The organism is Blastococcus sp. DSM 46786, assembly GCF_900109665.1.
Classification (GTDB): Bacteria; Actinomycetota; Actinomycetes; order Mycobacteriales; family Geodermatophilaceae; genus Blastococcus; species Blastococcus carthaginiensis.
The window spans coordinates 1-23,383 of sequence record NZ_FOAO01000024.1 but is presented as its reverse complement, the minus strand read 5'-3'; the positions used below and the strand labels follow the sequence as shown (position 1 = coordinate 23,383).

The window sequence follows — 23,383 nt, the reverse complement described above, 5'->3', positions numbered from 1 at the left end:
TCGCTGCGAGACGTCACTCTGTCACCGGCGGGAGGGTGGGCGAAAGTACCTCAGCGCTAAAACTTCGTTGCGAGTTCCGTCAGCGGACGGGGACGACGGCGCCGAGCCCCACCGGCCCGCGGACGCACGCCGCCCCCGGCGCCCGGACGGTGAGGTCCGGGTGCCGGGGGCGGCGGGGAGAGCGGGTCAGCGCTTGCGCGTGTCCGTCCCGGGGGTGTTGCCACCCAGCACGCCGGGGCGGCCCAGCTGGTCGACCGACGACGGATCCGGCCGGACCTCGTGCCTACCGGCGTGCCCCAGGGCCGGCCCGGTGCCCTGCACGAACCCGTCCTCCTCGAGGAGTGCGGCCTTCATCTCCGGGGGCGCAACGGCCCGGGCCAGGTGCCAGCCGACGACGACGACGATCGTGCCCAGGGCGATGCCGCTGAGCGGGAACGTGTCCGTGACGTTCAGGGTCACGTTGCCGATGGCGATGATGATCCCGGCCGCCAGCGGCACCAGGTTGATCGGGTTGGCGAAGTCGACCCGGTTCTCCTTCCAGATCTTGGCGCCGAGGAGGCCGATCATCCCGTAGAGGACGACGGTGATCCCGCCGAGCACCCCGCCCGGGATGATGTTGATCAGCGCGCCGAACTTCGGCACCAGGCCCAGCAGGATCGCGACGATCGCGGCCACGTAGTAGGCCGCCGTCGAGTACACGCGAGTGGCGGCCATGACCCCGATGTTCTCCGCGTACGTCGTCGTCGGGGAGCCGCCGACCGAGGTGGCGACGACGGTGGCGACGCCGTCGGCGAAGACCGCCCGGCCCATGACCGGGTCCAGGTCGCGCTTGGTCATCGCCGCGACGGCCTTGACGTGCCCGGCGTTCTCGGCGATCAGCGCGATCACCGCGGGCAGCACCAGCAGCGTGAAGTTCACCGAGAAGCTCGGGGCGGTGAACTCCGGCAGCCCGATCCAGTCAGCCTGGGCGACCGCGTCGAAGTTGATCCGGTCACGGGTGACGACCGCTCCCGTGCCGTCCGGCGAGGTGATCGGACCGGCGGCCGCGTCGAGCAGGACCGAGAGCAGGTAGCCGAAGATCAGGCCGAGCAGGATCGAGATCCGCGACCAGAAGCCGCGCAGCAGCAGCGAGGCGACGATCACGAACGTCATGGTCGCCAGGCCGACCCACTGGTCCTGCGGCCAGTACACGTTGGCCACCACCGGCGCGAGGTTGAAGCCGATCAGCAGGACGACCGCGCCGGTGACCGCCGGCGGGAGCGCCGCATTGATCGCCCGGGCGCCCATGAAGTGGATCGCGAGGCCGGCCAGGGCCAGCACGACGCCGGACACCAGGATCGCGCCCAGGACGGCGGCGTCGCTGTCGGTCTGCGCCCGTACCGCCAGCACGCCGCCGACGAAGGCGGCGCTGGTGCCCAGGTAGCTGGGGACCTGCCCCTTGACGATCAGCAGGAAGATGATCGTCGCGATGCCGCTCATCATGATCGCCAGGTTGGCGTCCAGGCCCATGATGAGCGGGAAGACGAAGGTCGCCCCGAACATGGCGACGACGTGCTGCGCGCCGATCCCGACCGTGCGCGGCCAGGAGAGGCGTTCGTCGGGGGCGACGGCCTCCCCGAGTGGGGGCGTCTTGCCGTCCCCGTAGAGCTTCCACCCGAACGCCATGAGTGCCTCCTCGACGTGCACTTCGAACTCGATGCGGTGCTGGTCGACGGGGGTGTCGGCGCACCAGAAGGCGTCACTGTGTCACCGCACACACGTCCGACGGAAGTACCTCAGTGCTAAATCGTTATTGCGGGCAGATGCCGATACTTCACCGCTGAGAGATCTGTCGGTACGGTGCCGAGGATGAGCCCCTCAGCCCCCTCCGGTGGAGACGCCGCGGTCTCGGTGCAGCTGCGATCCGGCGTCTACGCCGACTCGGTGAAGCTGATGCAGGTGAGCCGCCGGATCGGCGCCCGCGAGGGCGTCTCCGCCGTCCTCGTCGCCATGGCCACGCCGCTGAACCTCGAGCTCGCGGCCGGCATGGGCCTGGCGCCCGAGGAGCAGACCAGCCCCGAGCAGCTCCTCATCGCCGTCCGCGCCGTCGACGACGAGACGCTCGCCGACGCGCTCGCCGACGTCGACGCCGCCCTGGTCGAGCGCGAGCGCTCGACGGGCACCGCCGCCGCGATCCCGCACCGCACCATCGGCGCGGGGCTCGACGAGCTCTCCCCGGAGGCGCCGGCGCTGGCGATCGTGAGCGTGCCCGGCCAGCACGCCGTCGCCGAGGCCGCCGACGCGATCGCCGCCGGGCGCAGCGTGCTGGTGTTCTCCGACGGTGTCCCGGTCGAGCACGAGGTCGCGCTCAAGCGCGCCGCCCGGAACGCCGGCGTGCTCGTCATGGGCCCCGACTGCGGGACGGCGATCGTCTCGGGTGTCGCCCTGGGCTTCGCCAACGTCGTCCGCCCCGGGCCGGTGGGCCTGGTCGCCGCCAGCGGCACCGGCGCGCAGCAGGTCTCCTGCCTGCTCGACATGGCCGGCGTCGGCGTCTCGCACGTGCTCGGCGTGGGCGGGCGGGACCTCAAGGAGGAGGTCGGCGGGCTCGCCACCCTCGACGCGCTGGCCGCCCTGGACGCCGACCCCGCCACCGAGCGGGTGCTGCTGGTGTCCAAGCCGCCCGCGCCCTCGGTGGCCGCCGCGGTCACCGACGCCGCGGCGCAGCTCTCGGTGCCGGTGCGCTCCGCCGTCCTCTCGCCCGAGAGCCCCGACCTGACCGCCGCCGTCGAGGCGCTGCTCGCCGACATGGGGCTCGACGTGCCGGTGTGGCCGTCCCGCCCCGGGCCCGCCGAGGCCGCCGTCCCCGGTGCGGTGCTCAAGGGCCTCTACTCCGGCGGCACGCTGGCCGACGAGGCGATGCTCGTCGCCGGCCCGGCGCTCGGCGGCATCCGCTCCAACATCCCGCTGCGGCCGGAGCTCGATCTCGGTACGGACCTGTCCGCCTCCGGCCACCTCGTCATCGACTTCGGCGACGACGCCCTGACCGTGGGCCGCGCGCACCCGATGATCGACCCGACGCTGCGGCTGGAGGCGATCGAGGCGCTGGCCGCCTCCGACGAGCCCGCCGTCCTGCTGCTCGACGTCGTCCTCGGGTACGGCGCGGACCCCGATCCCGCCGCCGCGCTGGCGCCGGCGCTGACCGCCGCCCGCGCGCGCCGATCGCTGCCGGTCGTCGTCGCGCTGATCGGCACCGAGGGCGATCCGCAGGGCTGGTCCGGGCAGGCCGACGCGCTCGCCGCCGCCGGCTGCGCCGTCTTCTCCTCCAACGCCGCGGCCACGCGGTACGCCCTCGACCTGCTGGGAGCTTCGGCATGACGCTCGGGAATCTGCTCTCCGGCCCGCCGGTGATCGTCGCCGCCGGCGTCGACGTCTTCTCCGAGGCGCTGCGCGCCCAGGGCGCCGACGTGCACGACGTCGACTGGCGTCCGCCGGGCTTCGGCGATCCGGCCGACCTCGCCGCGCTCGCGCTCGACGCCCGCCGCGCATCGGCCAACCGCACCGCCGTCGAGCGGCTCATGGCGGCCGGTTCCGTGCTCGTCGACGTCCGGCCCGCCCGCGAGGTCATCGGCCTCACCGACCGCACGCTGCTGCACTCCGGCCCGCCGCTGGAGTGGGAGAACGCCTCCGGGCCGATGCGCGGCGCCCTGGTGGGCGCCTGCCTGTTCGAGGGGTGGGCGGCCGACGTCGAGGAGGCCGAGATCCTCCTCTCCACCGGAGCGGTCACCCTCGAGCCCTGCCACCACCACCGCACCGTGGGGCCGATGGCGGGCGTGACCAGCCCGTCGATGTGGATGTGGTGCCTGGAGGACCCGGTCACCGGCGGGCAGGCGTTCTGCAACCTGAACGAGGGCCTCGGCAAGGTGCTGCGCATGGGCGCCTTCAACGAGGAGGTGCAGACCCGGCTGCGGTGGATGCGCGACGTCCTCGGTCCGGTGCTGTCGCAGGCGGTGCGCGGCTCGATCGACGCCGGCAACGACCCCCTCGACGTCAAGGCCGTGCTGGCCCAGATGCTGCAGATGGGCGACGAGGGACACAACCGCAACCGCGCCGGCTCGCTCATGGCGCTGCGCGAGCTCTCGCCGTCCATCGTGGCCAGCGGCGCCCCGTCGTCCGACATCGCCGACGTGCTGCGCTTCATCGGCGGCAACGAGCACTTCTTCCTCAACCTCGGCATGCCGACGGCGAAGCTCGCGCTCGACGCCGCCCGGGGCATCCCCGGCTCGACGATGCTCACCGTGATGTCGCGCAACGGCACCGAGTTCGGCATCCAGACCGCCGGCACCGGTGACCGCTGGTTCACCGGCCCGGCCAACACCCCGGTCGGCCTGTTCCTCGGTGACTACGGCCCGGACGACGCCAACCCCGACATCGGTGACTCCGCGATCATGGAGACCTACGGCATCGGCGGGTTCGCCATGGCCGCGGCCCCGGCGATCGTGCGCTTCGTCGGCGGCACCGTGCCCGACGCGCTGGCGACGACCGAGCGCATGTACCAGCTGACCCTGGCCGAGAACCCGGCGATGGCGATCCCGATCATGGGCTTCCGCGGCTCACCGACCGGCATCGACGTGCTGAAGGTGGCCCGCACCGGTTGGCTGCCGCAGATCAACACCGGCATGGCCGGGCGGGTGGCCGGCACCGGGCAGGTCGGCGCGGGTCTCGTGCAGCCGCCGCAGGCGTGCTTCGAGCAGGCGCTGGCCGCGCTGGCCGAGGAGGCCCGCACCGCCTGAGCCCCACCGCGAATGCGACGAACGCGTGGCCATCAGCAGCTGATGGCCACGCGTTCGTCGCACTCGGGGGAGCCTCGGGTCAGGGGCGACCGGTGCCCGCCTGCGCCGGGCCACCCGGGGCCGCCGGAGCGGCGTCGCCGCCCGCAGCGGGGCGCTCGACCGGGGCCGGAGCCGGAGCCGGAGCCGGGGCCGGGGCCGGGGCCGGGGCCTGCGTCGGCCGCGCCGCGGGCGCCGACGAGGTGGCCGGGCGCTCCGTGGTCGCCCGGTCGGCCTGCTCACCGGCCTGCTCGGGCTGGTGGGTGCTGCGGGCGTCCTCGCTGATCTGGCCGCCGTCCACCCCGCCGTCCCGGGCGTCCTCGCTGACCGAGGTGCCGAAGTCGGGGATGGCGGGGATGTCGGCCGGGCCGGTGCCGGCCTCCGGCGCCTCCTCCGTGGTGGTCCCCTCGGAGGTCGGTTCGGTGGTCTCCTCGGCGTCGGTCGAGTCGGGCAGGTCGAACGGCGTCACGGCCTCGATGGTGGTGGCCACGCCGTCCTGGACCGGGGCGGGCAGGACGCCGGCGACGCCGGCGGTGCTGACACCGACCAGGGCGGCACCCAGGCCGGCGGAGGCCTGGGCCACGGCCCCGGCGGAGGCGAACTTGGCGACGGCGGCGGCGAGGACGGTGAACATGCGGTTTCTCCTTCTCGGTCGCCCCGGGAGCGCGGTGGACGCCGCTCCCCGGGCAGTGGGGACCGTCTCCGCCGGGGCGGGGACGGTGAGGAGACCGGTGGTCAGCAGCTCCGCGAGGGCCGCGTTCGGCCGCGCGGGCCGGGAGGACATCTCGCGGACCGAGTCGGCGAACGCCATGAGCGAGGCTGCCTCGGCCGGGACGGGGCGTCCCGCGAGGTAGGCCTCGAAGGCCTCGTCGAGCTGGCTGGTGGTCATCTCATCCCCGTCATCGCCGGCGCGCTTCACAGGGGCGCGCCGGTGCGTTCGAGCTCACTCCGGAGGGTGAGCAGGCCGCGGCGCTGGAGCGCCTTGACCGCCGCCACCGACCGGCCCATGGCCGCAGCGACCTGCTCCAGGCTGAGGTCGGCGACGATGCGCATGAGGAGGACCGAGCGCTGGTCGTCCGGCAGGGAGGCGCACAGCTGCTCGACGGCGGTCGAGCCCAGGAGCACGAGGGCGTCCTCCTCGACGTTCCCGCCCACGGTGCTGCCGAGCAGGTCCTCGTCGGATCCGGAGGTCTGCGGACGGCGGCTGCGGCGTCGCCAGTCGTCGACGAGCCGGCGGTGCGCGATGGTGAACACCCAGGCCCGCAGGGCCCCCTCGTCGCCCTCGAACGAGGACAACCCGGTGAACAGGCCGATGAAGGTCTCGCTCGCGAGGTCGTCGGGCTCGAGCGCGCCGTGCAGCCGCAGGTACCCGGTCACGGAGGGGGCGAGGTCGCGGTACAGCGCCTCGAAGGCCCAGGCCGCGCCGGCCTGCGCCGCGGAGAGGACCTCCGGGAAAGGGGTTCCGATCGCCACGGCTCACCTCCGACCGGCATGGGCGTCTGCCCTGTCATCGGCAGGAGCGGCCGGGAACGTGAGCCCGGGTGGGCGAGTGGCCGCACCGGGAGCCCCTGAACCCTGTGCGAGTGCGACGAACTCGGGGCCATCAGCGGCTGATGACCACGAATTCGTCGCACTCGGTGGGCGTCGGCTCAGGGCAACCGGTGCCGCCGCACCGGGACCGGATCAGAGCAGGCCGCGGGAACGCAGCGACCGCAGTTCGGCGAACACGTGCCGGCGGACCAGGTCCTGCGTCCTCTCCGGCATGTCGACGAACCGCAGGCTCAGCTCGATGCCGCCGTCCTGGCGCGGGATCCGCCGGATCACCTTGCCGCGGCAGGCCAGCTCCTGCCCCTCCTCCAGGCGGACGACCAGCGGGAGGACCGCACCGGCGCGCAGGGGGTTCTCGGCCTCCCCGCGGGATCGATCGTCCGTCACGGCCTGCTCGGCCGGGGAACCCGGCGCGGACGCCTCGACGGGCACTGCCGGCGCGGGCTGCTCCGTCAGCGCTGCCGGCGAGGGCTGCTCGGCGGGAGCCGGCGCGGCAGCGCGGGCCGGGTCCCGCGGCGCGAACAGGGCCCGGATCCCGCCCTCGCTGATGTCGACCGTCAGGCCGTGCAGCACGTCCGGCCCGACGGTCATCCGCACCTGCAGGCTTAGCGGCGCGCGCACCGCGGACCGGCGCTGCCCCCGGGTCGACGGGCCGACGGGGCGCAGCCGCCACTGCGGCGGGTGGAGCTCCGCGGCGATCAGCTCGGTCGGGAGGGAGCGGAGCTCCTCGGGTCCGCGCCAGATGACCTCGACGTGCTCGCCGGCGTCGAGCCGGACGCGCCGCCTCGAGCGGTCCTCGCCGATCGACACCACGATCTCGGTGGGGTCCGCCGACTCGACCAGGCTGATCAGCACGTCACCCCGGCTCGTGGCGAGCAGGTCCACCACGGTGCGGGCTTCCGGGTAGTCCACCCCCGCGTTCTCCGGCATCCCGACCCCTCCTCCATCCAGAACGGGTGCGTCCTCGATCGCGCGCAGGCTAGCGGGGCGAGGTGTACGCGGGCCGCGTTACCGGCAAGACCCCGACCGGCGTGTCGTCACCGGGGACGCGGGGGCTTCTCCGCGCTCAGGCGGGGCCGCAGCTGACCAGGTGGTCGACGGCGGTGGCGAACCCGTCGACGCCGTCCAGCGCCTCGGCGAACGGCACCCGCAGGTCGTAGCAGCCGTCGCGGCCCTGCACCCGGAAACGGACGCCGAAGCGGTCCAGCCCCAGCAGCCGGACGTCGTCGTGTCGCCCCGCCCAGTGCTGCACCCGCGTGCACAGCCGGCCCAGCGGCACCCGGTGGGCGGACACCAGCTCGGTCTCCGCCGCGCTGACGGCGTCGGGCCGGGCGGCGCGGAAGTCGTCGGGGTCCACCTCGGCGCGGGTGCCGGACTCCTCGAGCTCGACCTCGGCCAGGTCCAGCCGCACCAGCGCCGCGCCCAGCCCCACCTCGAAGAGCACGTCCGCCGGCGAGCTGTCGGCGAAGTCGAGCACCAGCTGCGGCACGTCCGGCTCTTCCACGGGCACCAGCCAGCCGGTCAGCTGCACCAGGCCCCGCACCGGGTGGCGCAGCGGGAAGGGGGCGCGGTCGGCGACGGTCAGCCGTGCGGGGACGTCGCCCAGCGGGGAGCCGCGCAGCGCCGTCATCACGCCGCCGCCGGTGGGGACGACGAGCAGGACGTCGCCGTCCGCCGTCGTCGTCGCGGCGAGCACCGAGCAGGACCCGGTCCCGGCCACGTGGAGGGTGGCGGCGCAGCACACCGCCACCGTGCGGGCGCGCTCGGCCGCCGGCGGCTGCCGGTCGACGGCCGCGGACGAGTGCGTGGGACCGGCCGTCATGGACCACCTCGGTGTGCTCGTGGGCGACTAGTAAGGTGAGCCTAACCAAACCGGAGGTCCCGAGTGAACACGCCCCGTCCCAAGGTCCGGCTCAGCCGCGCGCTGGGCATCCCGCTCACGCCGAAGTGCGTCCAGTACTTCGAGCGCCGCCCCTACCCGCCGGGCGAGCACGGGCGGAAGCGTCGCAAGGACAGCGACTACTCCACCCGCCTCAAGGAGAAGCAGCGGCTGCGCGCGCAGTACGGCATCAGCGAGACCCAGCTGCGCGCCGCCTTCGACCGCGCCAAGCGCACCGGCGGGAAGACCGGTGAGGCGCTGATCCAGGACCTCGAGTCGCGACTGGACGCCACCGTGCTGCGGGCCGGCTTCGCCCGCACGATCTACCAGGCCCGCCAGTTCGTCACCCACCAGCACGTGCTGGTCAACGGCAAGCGCGTCGACCGCCCCTCCTACCGGCTCCAGCCCGGTGACTTCGTGCAGGTCGCCGAGAAGTCGCGGGCCAAGGAGCCGTTCGTCGTCGCCGCCTCCGGGGCGCACGCCGAGGCACCGGCCTACCTCGAGGTGCGGCTGGCCGACCTGGTCTGCCGCTACGAGCGGACACCGGGCCGCGACGAGGTACCGGTGGTCTGCGAGGAGCAGCTGGTCGTGGAGTACTACTCCCGCTGAGCAGCGCGCGGACCCCGCGTACTCGTGGCCGTCGGCGCCGGCGGCCACGAGTCCGGGCCCCCGGGGCCGGCGATCCGCGGCAGGGGCGACCCGGCGGGGTGCCTCCCGGTCGTGCCCGATGCACCTGCCGCGGGTGCGGGTGCGAGGATGCGCGCGGCACGAGCGGACGGTCACCGGATCGGCGGCGCGAGGCGTGCCCGGCCGGTGGGGAGCGAAGCGCTGGACAGGCAACTGGCGGAGCTGATCCCCGGTGACCCCCGGTCGGAGCTCCAGCGGATGGTCCTCGAGCACGACTGGGCGGACACCCCGCTGGGGCCGCAGCAGGACTGGTCGCCGACGCTGCGCAGCGCGGTCAGCATCTGCCTGAACTCCCGGTTCCCCATGCTGCTCATGTGGGGGCCCGAGCTGGTCATGGTCTACAACGACGGCTACGCGCCGATCCTGGGTGAGCGGCACCCCGCGGCCCTCGGCGAGCGGGTGGCCGACGTCTGGCCCGACGTGTGGGCCGACATCGAGCCCATGATCGCCGAGGTCTACGCCGGCGGTGCCACCTACGACGAGGACCTCCCGCTCGTGATGACCCGGCACGGGTACGACGAGGAGACCTACTTCAGCTTCGCCTACAGCCCGGTCGTCGAGCCCGGCGGCGCGGTGGTCGGGCTGCTCGACACGGTCGTCGAGACCACGTCCCGGGTGCTCACCGCCCGCCGGCTCGGCGTCCTGCAGCGGCTGGGCAGCCTGCCGCGGGCCGCGCACGGGGACACGACCGAGGCGGTCGTCACCGCGCTCGAGCTGCTCGCCGACGCCCGGCCCGACTGCCCGTTCGGTCTGGTCTACCTGGCCGACGACGCAGGGGGGCCGCGCTTCGTCGCCGGGCAGGGCCTCGCCGTGCGCGGGGGGCCGGCCACCGGCGACGTCCCCGAGCAGGTGTTCCGGGCGATGGCCACGGGCGAGGCGCAGACGGTCACCGGCCTGGCGGAGCTCCTTTCGGGGTTCTCGATCGCCGGCGCGAGCCCCGTCGCACAGGTCGACGTCGACACCGCCGTCGTCCTGCCCCTCACCGCCGCGGGCGCCGAGCGGCCGATCGGCGCCCTGGTCCTGGGCGCGAGCCCCCACCTCCCCCTGGACGACGACTACCGCGTCTTCATGGCGCTGGTCGCGGGGCAGGTCGCCGCGACCGTCGCCGATGCGCAGGCGGTCGCGGCCGAGCGCCGCCGGGCCCAGGAGCGGGCGCGGTCCGAGCGGGCGCGGGCGCAGTTCTTCACCGACGTCGCCGTCACCCTGCAGCGCGCGGTCCTCGGCCCCACCGTGCTGCCCGAGGGGTTCGCCGTCCACTACGAGCCGGCGGCCGGGACGCTGGAGGTGGGCGGCGACTGGTACGACGTGGTGGACCTGCCCGGCGGCGGATACGGCGTGGTCGTGGGCGACGTGGTCGGTCGCGGGCTGCCCGCCGCCGCGGTGATGGGGCAGCTGCGCAGCGCCGGACGCGCCCTGCTGCTGGAGAGCCGGTCCCCCTCCCACGCCCTCGAGGCGCTCGACCGGTTCGCCGCCATGGTGCCCGGCGCCGCGGTCAGCACGGTGTTCTGCGCGGTCCTCGATCCGCGCACCGGGTCGCTGCGCTACAGCAGCGCGGGTCACCCGCCGGCGGTCCTCGCCGAGGCGGACGGCCGGACCCGCCTGCTGGAGGACGCCGCCTCCCTGCCCCTGGCGGTGGTCGAGGGGCTCGACCGGCCCGAGGCCGAGGTCGTGCTCCCGGCCGGTTCCACGCTGCTGCTCTACACCGACGGCCTGGTCGAACGGCGGGACGAGGCCATGGACGAGGGCATCGGCCGGGCCGCGGCGGCGCTGGCCGAGGGCCGGCACCTCGGTCCGGCGGAGCTGAAGGCGCAGCTCACCGAGCGGCTGCTCGGCGACGCCCCGGACGACGACGTCGCCTTCGTGCTCGTCCGCCGCAGCTGACGCACCGCGCCCGCGCTCACCCGTCCAGGACGCCGCGGAAGGTCTCCTCGGTCTCGGTGAACAGCTCGGCCAGGCCCTCGCCGTCGATGAACTCCTCGGGTACGTACCGCTCGTCCAGCGTCTCCACCACGCTCGCCTCCTCCGCCGCGCTGCGCAGCGTGTCCTCGAGCGTCTGCCGCACGTCGTCGGGGAGCCCGGCGGGCGCGATGACCCCGAAGGTCGTCGTGCTCTGGACGAGCTCGGGGTACCCCTCGTCGACGAAGGTGGGGGCGTCCACGTAGGGCAGCGGCTCCTCGCTGCCGACGGCGAGGACGCGCAGGTCGCCGGACTCGACGGCCGGCAGCACGTCCTGCGAGAGGTTGAGGAAGCCGGCGGTCACGTTGCCGCCCAGCAGTGCCGTCTGGACCTCCGAGTTGCCGTCGAACGGGACGACGGTCAGCGGGACGTCGTAGAGCTGGGTGATCCGCCGCGCCTCGGCGGCGTGGGTGTTGGTGGCGCCCGGCGTGCCCACGGTGACCGAGCCGGGTTCGTCCTGCGCGGCGCCGAACAGCGACGCCAGGTCCTGGTGCGGCGAGTCGGCCGGCACCACGATGCCCGACGGCACGCGCGTGACGACGCCGATCGGGGTGAAGTCCTCGCGGGTGTAGCCGACGTCGTTGCTCAGGTAGTTGAGCACCGCGGTCGGCAGCGCGGTCATGGAGAGCGTGTGCCCGTCGGCCTCCTCCTGGATCAGCTGCTGGTACGCGGTGGCGCCCGAGGCCCCGGGGAGGTTCTCGACGACGACGGACTCCCCCAGCTCCTCCTCCATGTGCGCGGCCAGGGCGCGCGCCGCGATGTCGGTCGGGCCGCCCGCGGTGTACGGGACCAGCAGCCGGACGCTCTCCGACGGGAAGCCGCCGGCGCCCGGGCCGGGGTCGTCGCCGCCGCAGGCGGTCAGCGCGGTGGCGGCGAGCAGGGCGACGAGCACGCGGGCAGATCGCATGGGAGCTCCTGATGTGGGGGACGGCGGCGTCGCCGTCGCACCGGGTCACCGCCCGTGTCCGGCGGTGTGCTCATCGTGCGGCATCCCGGCCGGCCCGGCATCCGCGCTGACCGTCAGGCGGGGAGCCGCACCACCAGCAGCGCGATGTCGTCGTCGCCCCGGCTGCCCAGGGCGCTGAGCAGCCCGTCGCACATGCGGTCCAGGGGCTCCCGGCCGAGCTCCCGCAGCGTCCGCACCAGCCAGGTCGTGCCGTCGTCGAGGGTCATGCCGCGGCGCTCGACCAGCCCGTCGGTGTAGAGCAGCAGCGTGTCGCCCCGGTGCAGCAGCAGGTCGTGGTCGGTGCGCGCCGGCCCGTCGCCGGGGCCGGCGCCCAGCAGCCGGTCGGGCATCCGCTCCAGCACCTCGACCCGGCCGTCGGCCCGCACGACCACCGGCGGGGGGTGCCCCGCGTTGGACCACTGCAGCGGCACCGCGCCGTCCACCGCACCCCGCGGGTCGATGGTGGCCACGGCGACCGTCACCAGCGTCTCCAGGCCCAGCCCTGCCAGGACGTCGTCCAGCACGGTCAGCGCGGCGGCGGGGGAGCCGTGCCCCACCCGGGCCAGGGCGCGCAGCATGCCCCGGGTCTGCGCCATGGTGGCCGCCGCCGGGGCGTCGTGGCCGGCGACGTCGCCGATGACCAGCATCGTCCGCCCGTCGGACAGCGGGAAGGCGTCGTACCAGTCGCCGCCCACCTGGGCCTCCCGGGCGCCGGGGAGGTAGCGCGCGGTGGTCTCCAGCCCCGGGACGGTGGGGATGTCGCCCAGCAGGGCCCGCTGCAGCGTCTCCCCGGTCCGGACGGCGGCCCGCGTCGCCGCGGCCTCGGCGCCGAGCCGGGCGACGTGGGCCTCCCGGCGCAGCCGCAGCTGGCAGGTGACCACGGCCAGTGCGCCGCCGAGGGCGACGGCGATCAGGCGGATGGTCTGCGCCACCGCCGTCTCGGCGGTGTACTGCTGGCTGTAGAGGCCCAGCAGGGTGGCGACGACGAACGCGGCCGCGGCGTAGGCGACCGTGGTCCGCCGGCCCAGGAAGGTGGCCGAGGCGAGCGGTGCGATGACGCTGAGCCCGAGCACTACCTGGCCGCGGCCGCTGACGACCTCGGCGATCACGACGAGGAGCAGCACGAGGGCCGGCAGCGCGGCGTTCACGCGCCGTGACCGCTTCACCGCATCCCCCTCGTGCCCGCCCAGTGACGCGGCGCGTCCGGGCCCAACCTAGAGGACGGCGGCCGTGGACCGGGTCAGGCCGGGAGCGGTCAGCCGCCCGTTCCGTGCATCGCGTCCAGCGGCAGCCCGACGTAGAGCATGCCGATCAGGGCCCCCGCGTCGTCCCGCAGCCCGGTGTAGGCGGTGAAGTAGGGCCGGTCGGCCACCGTGGCGGCGCCGGTGTAGGTCTCGCCGGCGAGGACCGCCACGAGCACCGGGTTCGGGCGGCCGTCGGCGTTCGTGCGGCCGATGGCGGTGCCGACGTTGCGCCGGCCGGCCGGGTTCAGCACCGTCGTCGCCACGCGCACCATGCCGCCGTCGCCGTCCAGGCGCTGGAACACCGTGCAGCTGCCCCCGACCTCGCGCACCACGTCATCGACCAGCACGGCCGGGCGCCGGGGGTCGTCGCTGCGCTCCAGCGGCCGGCCGCCGACCAGCAGGTCGGGGAGCTCCGCCGTGTGCGTGGCCCCGGTGGTCTGGTCGCGCACGGTCAGCCTGGTCCGGCCCGCGCCGAGCCGCGCGCCGCCCAGGTCGGCCAGCTGCTGCTCGGCCACCGCCAGGGCCCGGCGGACGTAGACCACCCGCTGGCTCTCGGCCAGCTGCCCGACGGCCTCGCTGATCCGGGCGGAGCCGCCGGCAGCGCGCTCGACGTTCTCCACGATGCGGTCGGTGGCCGCCCGCTGCTGCTCGACCGCGGCGGTGATGGTGTCCTGCGCCTCGGCGATCGAGCCGAGCGTGCCGGTGATCCGCTGGACCGCCTCGACGGCGTGCTGGGTCTCCCGCTGCACCGCCGTGATCTGGGCATCGATGTCGCGGGCGGCCTGCGCCGTCCGGTCGGCGAGCTCCTTGACCTCGTCGGCGACGACGGCGAACCCGCGGCCGAGGTCACCGGCCCGGGCGGCCTCGACGGAGGCGTTCAGCGCGAGAAAGCGGCTCTGCTGGCTGATCGCGCTGATCAGCCGCACGAACTGGGTGATCGACTCGCTCGCGGTCTGCAGCGCGGCGATCCGCTCGTCGACCGCCCGCGCGTCCTGCACCGCCTCCTCGGCGACGGCCGAGGCCCGGCCGGTGCTCGCGGAGATGTCGCCGATCGCGGCGCGCAGCTCGGCGAGGGAGGCGGCGGCCTCCGCGGAGGTGTCGGAGACCTCGCGCGAGGCCTGGGCGAGGACGCCGGCCTGCCGGGCGGCGTCCTCCATGCTGGTGTCCCGCTCGACGGCGCGGCGGGGTGCGGGGGGCGCCGGGACGACCGCCGGCGTCGCGGGGGGGAGCGGAGCGGGACCTGACGACGTGGACGGACGCACGACCCGTTCCCTCCTGCAACTCCTCGGCGGACGGGCCCGTGAGCGGGCCGTCCCGGAACCGTAGGGCGGACGGCACGAGGCCGGGGAAGGCGCGCCGGTCGGTGGCAGATCCGGCCCGGCGGAGACCATTCCGGTGCCATTCGGTGACCGTCCCGGAAATGTCGACTCAGCGACTCGACTTTCTTCTGGGACAGGCGTCGAGAATGCGCGGGGCCGTGCCGAGGCGGGCTCCCCGGCCGGGTTGGACTTCGCCCTCGATCCGCCGGCCCTGCGCCTGGCCGGCGACCCCGAGACCGTGCTGACGACGCTGACCCCGACGTCCGTGCCGGTGACGACGGTCGGCCTCCGCGGCCTCCTGGCCTGACCGTTCCCGGGGACGACTTCGGGGAAGCAGGGCTCCGGACCGCCGTCCGGACCCCTGCTTCCCCGAAGTCGTGTTCTGGGAGCTACGCCTTGCTCATGGCGCGACTCCGCGCCCCGGTCCGCTCCTCGCTCGTCCCTCGCTGCGATGCCCCTCGAGGAACGGCTGTCGTCACGCGCGGACGATCGCGGCGACCGGACCGCCGCCGGACGGGCCCTGGTGCACCGCGGCCACCGAGACGAACACCGCCGGATCGCCGGTCACCGACGCGGTGACGCCGCCGACGGTCGCCTTGATCTGGCGGTGCCAGGAGACGTCGGAGTCGTCCAGCATGGCGTTGCGCCGCCCGCGCACCTTGCCGTCGGGCGAGGCCTCGCACTTGAGGAAGACGTTGACCAGCCGGTCGCCCAGGTCGGTGTGGTGCGGGCGCTCGGGCAGCTCCAGGCCGGCGTCGCGGATCGCGGCCCAGATGCCGTCCTGGTCCAGCGCGTCCTTCATCACCGAGTGGCCGACGCGGTAGCTGCCGCCGTGCCCGCGGGCGTTGCCGACGACGACGATCTGCGCCCGGTCCAGCTCCACGCCGGACGAGCAGGACGCGACCGACGAGTACAGGGACAGGTCGCGCATGACCTGCTCCTGCGTCGGCATCTCGATCTCGCCGAGCGCCACCGCGATGCCCAGCGCCGTCGTGCCGTTGGAGATGTCCATCGAGCCGTGCGGCTCCTCCAGGATCGTCGTCTCCCCGCGCTGGTGGGCGTCGCGAATGGTGTCGATCGTCAGCAGCGGCGTCTTGGTCTGCACGTAGTGCACGTCGGCCGGGTCGGTGATGCCCGCGGCCGCCATCGCCTTCTTCACGCCCTCGGCGACCTTCTCGACCATCGCCACCCGGCCGATGTCCTCGGGCAGCAGGACGTCGCTCATCGCGTAGCCCACGGTCAGCCGCGGCTCGTCGGTCTTCTCGACGGCGTCCTCGGGAAGCGTGGCGAAGATCGTCGCGTGTGGGCTGATGACGCCGTCGGTGCCGCCGGACCACACGATCGGGATGTCACCGACCTCCTCCTTGGAGCGGCTGCCCTTCTCGAGGAGCACCTCACGGAAGGCGCGGTCGGCGATGATCCGCGTGTAGTCGTTGATCCCGCCGTTGCCCTCGGTCTTGCCGATGACGGCGACGACGCGGTCGGCCTCCATCACGCCGTCGTCGATGAGCTTGGCGAGCTCGGAGGCGTCGCTGACGTTGTGCAGCGGGACCTTGCGGACCTCGATCGGTGCGGGCATGCGGATTCCCTTCAGGAGGAGGTGAGGACGGTGCCGGCGTCGTCGCCGCGGACGGCGTCGGCGATGTGGTCGAGCGAGGTGATGACGGCGCGCGGGGGCGGGGCGTGGCCGGGGGTGGAGCCCTCCACGAAACGTAGGGCGGCCTCGACCTTGGGGCCCATCGAGCCGCGGGCGAACTGGCCCGCGGCGGCGAGCTCGCGGACCTCGGCGACGGTCACCCGGCCCAGCGGGCGCTGCGCCGGCGTCCCGAAATCGACCATGACGTTCGGGACGTCGGTGGCGATCACGAGGGTGTCGGCCTCGACGTCGCGGGCGAGGATCGCGGCGGTCAGGTCCTTGTCGATGACCGCCTCGACGCCGCGCAGGGCGTGCCCGTCCACGTGGTCGTCGACGACGGGGATGCCGCCGCCGCCGGCGCAGACGACGACGAACCCCGCCGCGGCCAGGGCGTGGATGGCGGGGGAGTCGACGACGGACAGCGGCTCCGGGGAGGCGACGACGCGCCGCCAGCCCTTCTCGCCGCGGTCCTCCCAGGTCTGGCCGAGCGAGACGAACCGTTCCGCCCGCTCGCGGGGGAGGAAGCGGCCGACCGGCTTGGACGGTTCGGCGAAGTGTGGGTCGTCGCCGTCGACGAGCGTCCGGGTGACCAGCGCGGCGGTGCGCTGGGGCAGGCCGCGCGCGGCGAGAGCGGCGTCGAGCTCGTCGGCCACGGTGAAGCCGATCGTGGCCTGGGTCTGCGCGACGTTCCAGTCCAGCGGCACCGGCGGCACCTCGTGCGCCGCGAGCTCGTTCTTCACCAGCAGGTTGCCCACCTGCGGGCCGTTGCCGTGGGTGAGCACCACCTGGACACCGGCGGCGACCACCTCGGCGACGTGCCCGGCGGCCTCCCGGATCGCGTCGCGCTGCGCCTCGGGCGTCGCGGAGCCGTCGGCGCCGGTCATGGCGTTGCCGCCGAGGGCGATCACCACGCGGTTCGACGTCACCCCGGGGACCCTAGCCGCATTTCCCTTAGCGGTGAAGTAGTTGCCCCGGGCCGGGTCAGCTCGGCTCGACCGGCTCGTCGTCGTAGCTGCCCAGCGGCCGTTGCGCCCACAGCACGTCCCGCCACCGGCCGTGCTTCCAGCCGATGCGCCGGTAGGTGCCGATCGGTTCGAAGCCCATCGCCGCGTGCAGCCCCTCGCTCGGCTCGTTGGGCAGCGTCATGCCGGCGATCGCGGTCCGGTAGCCGCGCGCGGCCAGCCGGTCGAACAGGGCGGTGTACAGCGCCCGCCCGCCACCGTGCCGCCCGTACCCCTGGGCCAGGTAGACGCTCACCTCGCACGACCACCGGTACGCCGCGCGCTCCTTGTACGGCCCGGCGTAGGCGTACCCGACGACGACGCCGTCGTCCTCCAGCACCAGCCAGGCGTGCCTGCGCAGGGCCGCGGCGATCCGGTCGGCCATCTGCTCGGCCGTCGGCGGCTCGGTCTCGAAGGTGATCGCGGTGCCGGTGACGTAGGGCGCGTAGATCGCCGCGCAGGCGGCGGCGTCGGCCACGGTGGCGTCCCGGGTCGTCGGAGCGGAGGCAGCCATGATCGGCAACGTAGGCCGGGTGGGCCGGGTCCGGGCGTGAGGTCGGCCACCTCGGCCCGGCGTCGACGAAGCGCCCCCGGTCCGCTCCGCTAGCGTCCCCCGCCGTGCCCGCCGCCCCCTCGTCGACGACCGTCGCGGGGCTGGTGACGGCGCTCGTCGGCTTCCTGAGCTCCTTCGCCGTCGTGCTCACCGGGCTGCGGGCGGTCGGCGCCACACCGGGGCAGGCGGCCTCGGGCCTGGTCGTGCTGTCGGTGGCGATGGGGGTGGCCACCGTGCTGCTGGCCCAGCGGACGCGGATGCCGATCACCGTCGCCTGGTCCACGCCCGGTGCGGCCCTCCTCGCGACGGCCTCCGCGCCGTCCTGGGAGGTCGCCGTCGGCGCCTTCGTGCTGGTCGGTGCGCTCGTGCTGCTCACGGCGGCGTGGCCCCGGTTGGGCGGCGCGATCGCGGGGATCCCGCCGGTGCTGGCCCAGGCGATGCTGGCCGGCGTCCTGGTCCCGCTCTGCCTGCAGCCGGTCCGGTCCGCGCTGGAGATGCCCTGGCTGGTGGTCCCGGTCGTGCTGGTCTGGGTGGTCCTGCTGCGCTTCTCCCCCCGCTGGGCCGTGCCGGCCGCGTTCGCCGTCACCCTCGGCATCATCGGCTGGCTGGCCTGGCGCGACGGCGGGGTGGACGCCGCCGCCCTGGTCCCCGCACTCGAGTGGACGACGCCGGACGTGGGCTCGACCGCCGTGATCGGGCTCGCGCTGCCGCTGTTCCTGGTCACCATGGCCTCGCAGAACGTGCCCGGCATGGCGGTGCTGGCGGCCTACGGCTACCGGGCGCCCTGGCGGTCGGCCATGGCCGTCACCGGCGCCGGCACGCTGCTCGGCGCCCCGTTCGGCGGGCACGCGATCAACCTGGCCGCCATCAGCGCGGCGCTCGCCGCCGGCCCCGAGGCGGACCCCGACCCGTCGCGCCGCTACCTCGCCGCCCGCACCGCCGGGCTGGCCTACGTGGCGTTCGCGCTCGTCTCGGCCGCCGTCGCCGCGCTGGTGGTCACCGCCCCGGCCGGGTTCGTCGCCGCGGCCGCCGGCCTGGCGCTGTGGCCGGTGCTGGCGGCCTCCCTGAGCGGCGCGCTGGCGCGGCCGGAGGACCGGATCCCCGTCGTCGCCACCTTCCTCGTGGCGATCAGCGGCGTCACCGTGGGCGGCATCGGGTCGGCGTTCTGGTCGCTCGTCGTCGGCCTGGCGTTCTGGGCCTGGTACCGGCCGCAGCCCGCCGTCGCCCCGGCTTGACGGTCAGCGGCGCCAGAAGTCGAAGCGGTCGCGCCCGGGCCGGAATCCGGCGGCCTCGGCGACGGCGGCGGCCAGGTCGAACTTCTGCCCGACGGCCGTGGGCGCGTGCGCGTCGCTGCCGAAGCTGACCGCCTCGCCGCCCTCCTCGCGGAACCAGCGCACCTGGTCGGCGGAGGCGAGCGGGCTGCTGGTGTTGATCTCCAGCGCCCGGCCGCTGCCGGCGAGCGCCCGGAACACCGCCCGGTACTCCTCCTCGTAGTCCTTCTCCACGTACCGGTGCGAGCCGCCGGGCCAGTACCGGCGCGGGAAGTCCACGTGGGCCAGGACCTGGAAGACGTCGCTGCTCTCGATCATCCCGACCATCTCGCCGAGGTAGCGGCGCATCGTCGCGTCGGCGTCGACGTGCAGCAGCCGCCCCACCCCGACCAGCCGGCCCTCGTCGGAGAGCGAGTGCAGCGAGCCCAGGATCCGGTCGACCGGGGAGTCCTCGAGGTGCCTGGCGATGCTCGCGGCGAACAGGTGCGGCTCGCCGGTCTCGATCCCCGACCAGATGCGCAGCTCCGGGAACCGGTCGCGGACCTCGGCCAGCTCAGCGACGTAGCCCTCGACGTCGATGGGCAGCTGGTGGGCCGGGTAGCGGTCGACCAGCCCCTCCTCGGTGGCCCGGTCCTCGTCGTGCCACACGGTGAAGTCCAGGTGCTCGGTGAACGCGATCGCCGGCAGCCCCTGGGCGATCGCCCGCTCGCAGGCCTTGCGCATCGTCGAGGAGTCGGGTGTGTCCCACGACCAGTGGGTGTGCACGTGGTTGTCGGGCGGCAGCTGCCCCTGGTGTGCCCTCTCGAGTGCCATCGCCTGTGGATTCTCCCCCGCCGTCCCCGTCACAGCTCCGCTGGGGAGCCGGAGCGCTCCGCGCCACCTCTGCCGCGCGGCCACCCGTTCCGTCCCTGCCCGTGCCTACTGTCGTCGGCATGAGCACCGCCGCACCGCCGTCCTCGATCGCCGACGAGGCCCTGGAGATCCTCCGGGAGCTGACCGGCCGCCCCGACGCCGTCTTCCGCGAGGGGCAGGACGCCGCCGTCGCCGCGCTGGTCGAGCGCTCCCAGCGGGCGCTGGTCGTCCAGCGCACCGGCTGGGGCAAGTCCGCCGTCTACTTCGTCTCCACCGCCCTGCTCCGCCGCCGCGGCGCGGGCCCGACGCTGCTCGTGTCGCCGCTGCTGGCGCTGATGCGCGATCAGGTGGCCGCCGCGGCCCGCGCCGGCATCCGCGCGGTCGAGATCTCCAGCGCCAACATGACCGAGTGGGACGACATCGCGGCACGCCTGGCCGCCGACGACGTCGACGTCCTGCTCGTCTCGCCCGAGCGGCTCACCAACCCGCGGTTCCGCGAGGAGCAGCTGCCCGGGCTGGTCGCCCGCTGCGGGTTGGTCGTCGTCGACGAGGCGCACTGCGTCTCCGACTGGGGGCACGACTTCCGCCCCGACTACCGCCGCATCCGCGACCTGCTGGGCACCCTTCCCGACGGCACCCCCGTGCTGGCGACGACGGCGACGGCGAACGAGCGCGTGGTCGCCGACGTCGCGGAGCAACTGGGCGCCGGTGGCGTCGAGGTGACGACGGTCCGCGGCCCGCTCTCCCGCGACTCGCTGCGGCTCGGCGTGCTGCGCCTGCCGTCGGACCGGGCGCGGCTGGCCTGGCTGGCCGCCCACCTCGGCGACCTGCCGGGCAGCGGCATCGTCTACACGCTCACCGTCGCGGCGGCGGAGGAGACGGCGAACCTGCTGCGCGACGCCGGCCACGAGGTACGCGCCTACACCGGCCGGCTCGACGACGCCGACCGCAAGGACGCCGAGGAGGCGTTGCGGGGCAACGAGGTGAAGGCGCTGGTCGCCACCTCGGCCCTCGGCATGGGCTTCGACAAGCCCGACCTGGGTTTCGTCGTCCACTTGGGCGCGCCGTCCTCCCCGGTCAGCTACTACCAGCAGGTCGGCCGCGCCGGGCGCGCCGTCGAGCACGCCGACGTCCTGCTGCTCCCCGGGCTCGAGGACATCGCCATCTGGCAGTGGTTCGCCACCTCCTCGATGCCGCGGGAGGACCACGCCGCCGCGGTGCTGACGGCGATGGCCGACGGAATGGCGTGGTCGGTGGCCCGGCTGGAGACGGTGGCCGACGTCCGCCGCTCCCGGCTGGAGCTGCTGCTGAAAGTGCTCGCCGTCGACGGTGCGGTGGAGCGGGTGCAGGGCGGCTGGCGCTCGACCGGGCAGCCGTGGGTCTACGACGCGGACCGCTACGCCCGCGTCACCCGCACCCGCGAGGCCGAGCAGCGCGCGATGCTGACCTACGCCAAGCCGGTCGGCGAGGCCGAGTGCCGCATGGCGTTCCTGCAATCCGCGCTCGACGACCCGACGGCCGCCCCGTGCGGCCGGTGCGACGTCTGCGCCGGCCCCTGGTACGCGACCGACGTCCCGGAGGCGGCGTCCGAGGCGGCCTCCGCCGCGCTCGACCGGCCCGGCGTGGAGCTGGCGCCCCGCGCCATGTGGCCGACCGGCGCCGACCGGCTCGGCGTCGACGTGAAGGGGAAGATCCCGCCGGGGGAGCAGCTGCAGACGGGCCGGGCGGTCGCCCGGCTCACCGACCTGGGCTGGGGCCAGCGGTTGCGCAGCCTGCTCGGGGACGACGGCGTCGGCGGGGTGGTCGAGCTCGACCTCGAGGCGCCGGGCATCGAGGAGGACCCGGACGCGGCCTTCGAGGTCCCGGTGCGGCGCTCGGTCTCCGACGTGCCGCCCGACGAGGAGCTGCTGCGGGCCTGCGGCCGGGTGCTCGCCGCCTGGGACTGGGCAGAGCGCCCGGCCGCGGTGGTGGCGATGCCGTCGCGACGCCGCCCGCAGCTGGTGAGCGGCGTCGCGCAGGGCCTGGCCCGCATGGGGCGGCTGCCCTACCTCGGCGAGCTCTCCCTCGCCCACGGTGGGCCGACCGGGCAGCCCGGGGGGAACAGCGCCTTCCGGCTGGCCGCGGTGTGGGACCGGATCGTCGTGGGACCGGACCTCCGCGCGCGGCTGGCGGAGGTCTCGGGGCCGGTGCTGCTCGTCGACGACCTGGCCGACTCGCGGTGGACCATGACCGTCGCCGGCCGGGAGCTGCGCCGGGCCGGGGCGGCGCCGGTCCTGCCGTTCGCCCTGGCGCTCACCGCCTGACGGCCTGTCCGTGAGCCGGCGACGGGTGAGGCCTACCGGGTCCGCCCACAGCGCCCGCGCCTCGCGCGCTCACCTGGCCCGCCAGGTGGTCCTTGGGTGGGACCGCTGTCCACAGCTTTTCGCACACATGTGCGAAAAGTCGGAGTAGCGTGCCGGCATGCAGCTCGCGCACCAGCCCTCCATCTGGGACCTGGCCGAGGAGGCCGCGCTCACGCCCCTCGCCGGCCGCGTCGCGCGGCACGAGCTCTCCGCCGGCGCGTGGGTCGACCACCTGCCGGGCTGGGTGACCGGCTCCGACGAGGTGCTGGACGTGCTGCTCGGCGACATCGGCTGGCGGGAGGACCGCCGCCAGATGTACGAACGCGAGGTCGCCGTGCCACGGCTGCTCCGCTGGTACTCCGGCCAGGAGGAGCTCCCGCACCGGCTGCTGACCGACGCGCGCGAGCAGCTGAACCGCCACTACCTGCCGGAGCTCGGCGAACTCTTCGTCACCGCAGGCATGTGCCTCTACCGGGACGGGCGCGACAGCGTGGCCTGGCACGGCGACCGGATCGGCTGCGGGCGATCGGCGGACACCATGGTGGCCATCGTCTCCTTCGGGTCCCCGCGGCCGCTGCTGCTGCGGCCGGCCGGTGGGGGGGAGTCGCTGCGGTTCCCCCTCGGGCACGGCGACCTCGTCGTGATGGGTGGCTCGTGCCAGCGGACGTGGGAGCACTGCATCCCCAAGACGGCGAGGCCGGTGGGCCCGCGGGTCAGCGTCCAGTTCCGCCCGCGCGGCGTCGCCTGAAGAAGGACCACCCTTCCCCCCACGCCTCGCAGGCTCGGCGCGGGTCCCTGAAGGGTGGCCGTTCCAGCGCCTCACCACCCCCCTGCAGAGCCCTTCCGAGGGCGTGTACTGTTCTGCCTGCACCGAGCGAGAACGGACCGGGCCGCGAGGCCCGGGAAACCGCCGGCAGAGCCCCTGAGGCCGAGCTGCTGCGGAGCGCGGTGTAGAGTGGAGAAATCGCCTCGGACGAAGGCCAAGAAATTGGCCGGGATTCGTGCGCATCCGCTCCTTGAGAACTCAACAGCGTGCCGAAAGTCAGTGCCAAGTAATACCCCGTGCCGGTCTTCGGATCGGCTGGGATTCCTTTGGTTGATTGATATCGAGAGTGTCAGCTCTCGGTTCTCAGCCGGTATCAAATCATCTACGGAGAGTTTGATCCTGGCTCAGGACGAACGCTGGCGGCGTGCTTAACACATGCAAGTCGAACGGTGAACCGCTTCGGTGGGGATCAGTGGCGAACGGGTGAGTAACACGTGGGCAACCTGCCCCTGGCTCTGGGATAACTCCAAGAAATTGGGGCTAATACCGGATATGACCGCTGACCGCATGGTCTGGTG

At 74.4% G+C, this 23,383-nt stretch carries 20 protein-coding genes and 1 rRNA gene; 9 read left to right on the top strand and 12 right to left on the bottom strand.

Annotated elements, in window-relative coordinates; genetic code table 11:
- Positions 1-186 precede the first annotated feature (186 nt).
- Positions 187-1,665 carry a uracil-xanthine permease family protein gene (locus tag BMW62_RS19035; protein ID WP_091934496.1) on the bottom strand — a complete coding sequence of 493 codons (1,479 nt, stop codon included), beginning with the start codon at positions 1,663-1,665 and terminating at the stop codon, positions 187-189.
- A 183-nt stretch (positions 1,666-1,848) separates the two neighbouring features.
- Between BMW62_RS19035 and BMW62_RS19030 the strand changes: the two genes are divergently transcribed.
- Both BMW62_RS19030 and BMW62_RS19025 read left to right on the top strand, forming a co-directional pair.
- Entirely contained in the window at positions 1,849-3,354 is a 1,506-nt protein-coding gene (locus BMW62_RS19030) for an FdrA family protein (protein ID WP_091934336.1), read from the top strand.
- Positions 3,351-4,769 (top strand): YlbE family protein, encoded by a 1,419-nt coding sequence (locus BMW62_RS19025; protein WP_091934333.1) that lies wholly within the window; start codon positions 3,351-3,353, stop codon positions 4,767-4,769. Before BMW62_RS19030 ends, BMW62_RS19025 begins: the two co-directional genes overlap by 4 nt.
- A 79-nt stretch (positions 4,770-4,848) precedes the next feature.
- Here the strand turns inward: BMW62_RS19025 and BMW62_RS19020 are convergent, their stop codons facing one another.
- From BMW62_RS19020 to BMW62_RS19005, 4 genes are all read right to left on the bottom strand, one after another.
- Positions 4,849-5,694, bottom strand: a complete 846-nt coding sequence (locus tag BMW62_RS19020; RefSeq protein ID WP_139206310.1) for a hypothetical protein — start codon at positions 5,692-5,694, stop codon at positions 4,849-4,851.
- Positions 5,695-5,720: 26 nt separating this feature from the next.
- Positions 5,721-6,278 (bottom strand): RNA polymerase sigma factor, encoded by a 558-nt coding sequence (locus BMW62_RS19015; RefSeq protein ID WP_091934328.1) that lies wholly within the window; start codon positions 6,276-6,278, stop codon positions 5,721-5,723.
- Between the two features lie 210 nt (positions 6,279-6,488).
- A complete protein-coding gene (locus BMW62_RS19010; protein ID WP_091934325.1) occupies positions 6,489-7,283 on the bottom strand; it encodes a PilZ domain-containing protein in 795 nt (264 codons plus the stop codon).
- A 136-nt stretch (positions 7,284-7,419) separates the two neighbouring features.
- Entirely contained in the window at positions 7,420-8,175 is a 756-nt protein-coding gene (locus tag BMW62_RS19005) for a DUF2470 domain-containing protein (RefSeq protein WP_139206309.1), read from the bottom strand.
- A 63-nt stretch (positions 8,176-8,238) separates the two neighbouring features.
- Between BMW62_RS19005 and rpsD the strand changes: the two genes are divergently transcribed.
- Positions 8,239-8,841, top strand: a complete 603-nt coding sequence (rpsD, locus tag BMW62_RS19000; RefSeq protein WP_091934319.1) for a 30S ribosomal protein S4 — start codon at positions 8,239-8,241, stop codon at positions 8,839-8,841.
- Between the two features lie 204 nt (positions 8,842-9,045).
- Positions 9,046-10,800, top strand: coding sequence for a SpoIIE family protein phosphatase (locus BMW62_RS18995; RefSeq protein ID WP_211435197.1), 1,755 nt, complete (start codon positions 9,046-9,048; stop codon positions 10,798-10,800).
- A gap of 16 nt (positions 10,801-10,816) precedes the next feature.
- On the opposite strand, the gene BMW62_RS18990 is transcribed toward BMW62_RS18995, so the two are convergent.
- The 3 genes from BMW62_RS18990 to BMW62_RS18980 form a co-directional block, all read right to left on the bottom strand.
- The gene (locus tag BMW62_RS18990) at positions 10,817-11,782 is read right to left on the bottom strand and encodes a tripartite tricarboxylate transporter substrate binding protein (RefSeq protein ID WP_091934313.1); all 966 of its coding nucleotides are present in this window, start codon (positions 11,780-11,782) and stop codon (positions 10,817-10,819) included.
- Positions 11,783-11,895: 113 nt separating this feature from the next.
- The gene (locus BMW62_RS18985) at positions 11,896-12,987 is read right to left on the bottom strand and encodes a PP2C family protein-serine/threonine phosphatase (RefSeq protein ID WP_244524160.1); all 1,092 of its coding nucleotides are present in this window, start codon (positions 12,985-12,987) and stop codon (positions 11,896-11,898) included.
- An 89-nt stretch (positions 12,988-13,076) separates the two neighbouring features.
- The gene (locus tag BMW62_RS18980) at positions 13,077-14,222 is read right to left on the bottom strand and encodes a Cache 3/Cache 2 fusion domain-containing protein (protein ID WP_091934310.1); all 1,146 of its coding nucleotides are present in this window, start codon (positions 14,220-14,222) and stop codon (positions 13,077-13,079) included.
- A gap of 346 nt (positions 14,223-14,568) precedes the next feature.
- Between BMW62_RS18980 and BMW62_RS23540 the strand changes: the two genes are divergently transcribed.
- Positions 14,569-14,691 carry a hypothetical protein gene (locus BMW62_RS23540; protein ID WP_280138676.1) on the top strand — a complete coding sequence of 41 codons (123 nt, stop codon included), beginning with the start codon at positions 14,569-14,571 and terminating at the stop codon, positions 14,689-14,691.
- Between the two features lie 168 nt (positions 14,692-14,859).
- Here the strand turns inward: BMW62_RS23540 and BMW62_RS18975 are convergent, their stop codons facing one another.
- From BMW62_RS18975 to BMW62_RS18965, 3 genes are read right to left on the bottom strand one after another with little or no spacing between them, the layout of a single operon-like run.
- Positions 14,860-15,963: a barbiturase gene (locus BMW62_RS18975; protein ID WP_091934308.1), complete on the bottom strand. Its 1,104-nt coding sequence runs from the start codon at positions 15,961-15,963 to the stop codon at positions 14,860-14,862.
- Between the two features lie 11 nt (positions 15,964-15,974).
- Positions 15,975-16,946, bottom strand: a complete 972-nt coding sequence (gene arcC / locus BMW62_RS18970) for a carbamate kinase (RefSeq protein ID WP_091934306.1) — start codon at positions 16,944-16,946, stop codon at positions 15,975-15,977.
- 55 nt (positions 16,947-17,001) lie between these two features.
- Positions 17,002-17,535: a GNAT family N-acetyltransferase gene (locus tag BMW62_RS18965; protein WP_091934302.1), complete on the bottom strand. Its 534-nt coding sequence runs from the start codon at positions 17,533-17,535 to the stop codon at positions 17,002-17,004.
- A gap of 104 nt (positions 17,536-17,639) precedes the next feature.
- Between BMW62_RS18965 and BMW62_RS18960 the strand changes: the two genes are divergently transcribed.
- On the top strand, positions 17,640-18,809 hold the full coding sequence (locus BMW62_RS18960) for a benzoate/H(+) symporter BenE family transporter (RefSeq protein ID WP_091934301.1): 1,170 nt from the start codon (positions 17,640-17,642) through the stop codon (positions 18,807-18,809).
- Between the two features lie 3 nt (positions 18,810-18,812).
- Here the strand turns inward: BMW62_RS18960 and BMW62_RS18955 are convergent, their stop codons facing one another.
- Positions 18,813-19,658 (bottom strand): PHP domain-containing protein, encoded by an 846-nt coding sequence (locus tag BMW62_RS18955; RefSeq protein ID WP_091934299.1) that lies wholly within the window; start codon positions 19,656-19,658, stop codon positions 18,813-18,815.
- A gap of 119 nt (positions 19,659-19,777) precedes the next feature.
- On the opposite strand from BMW62_RS18955, the gene BMW62_RS18950 reads away from it, so the two are divergent.
- The 3 genes from BMW62_RS18950 to BMW62_RS18940 form a co-directional block, all read left to right on the top strand.
- Complete coding sequence (locus tag BMW62_RS18950) at positions 19,778-22,000, top strand: RecQ family ATP-dependent DNA helicase (RefSeq protein ID WP_091934297.1); 2,223 nt, start codon at positions 19,778-19,780, stop codon at positions 21,998-22,000.
- Positions 22,001-22,157: 157 nt separating this feature from the next.
- A complete protein-coding gene (locus BMW62_RS18945; protein ID WP_091934296.1) occupies positions 22,158-22,787 on the top strand; it encodes an alpha-ketoglutarate-dependent dioxygenase AlkB in 630 nt (209 codons plus the stop codon).
- 399 nt (positions 22,788-23,186) lie between these two features.
- Positions 23,187-23,383: ribosomal RNA gene (locus BMW62_RS18940) — 16S ribosomal RNA — on the top strand; the annotation flags it as partial.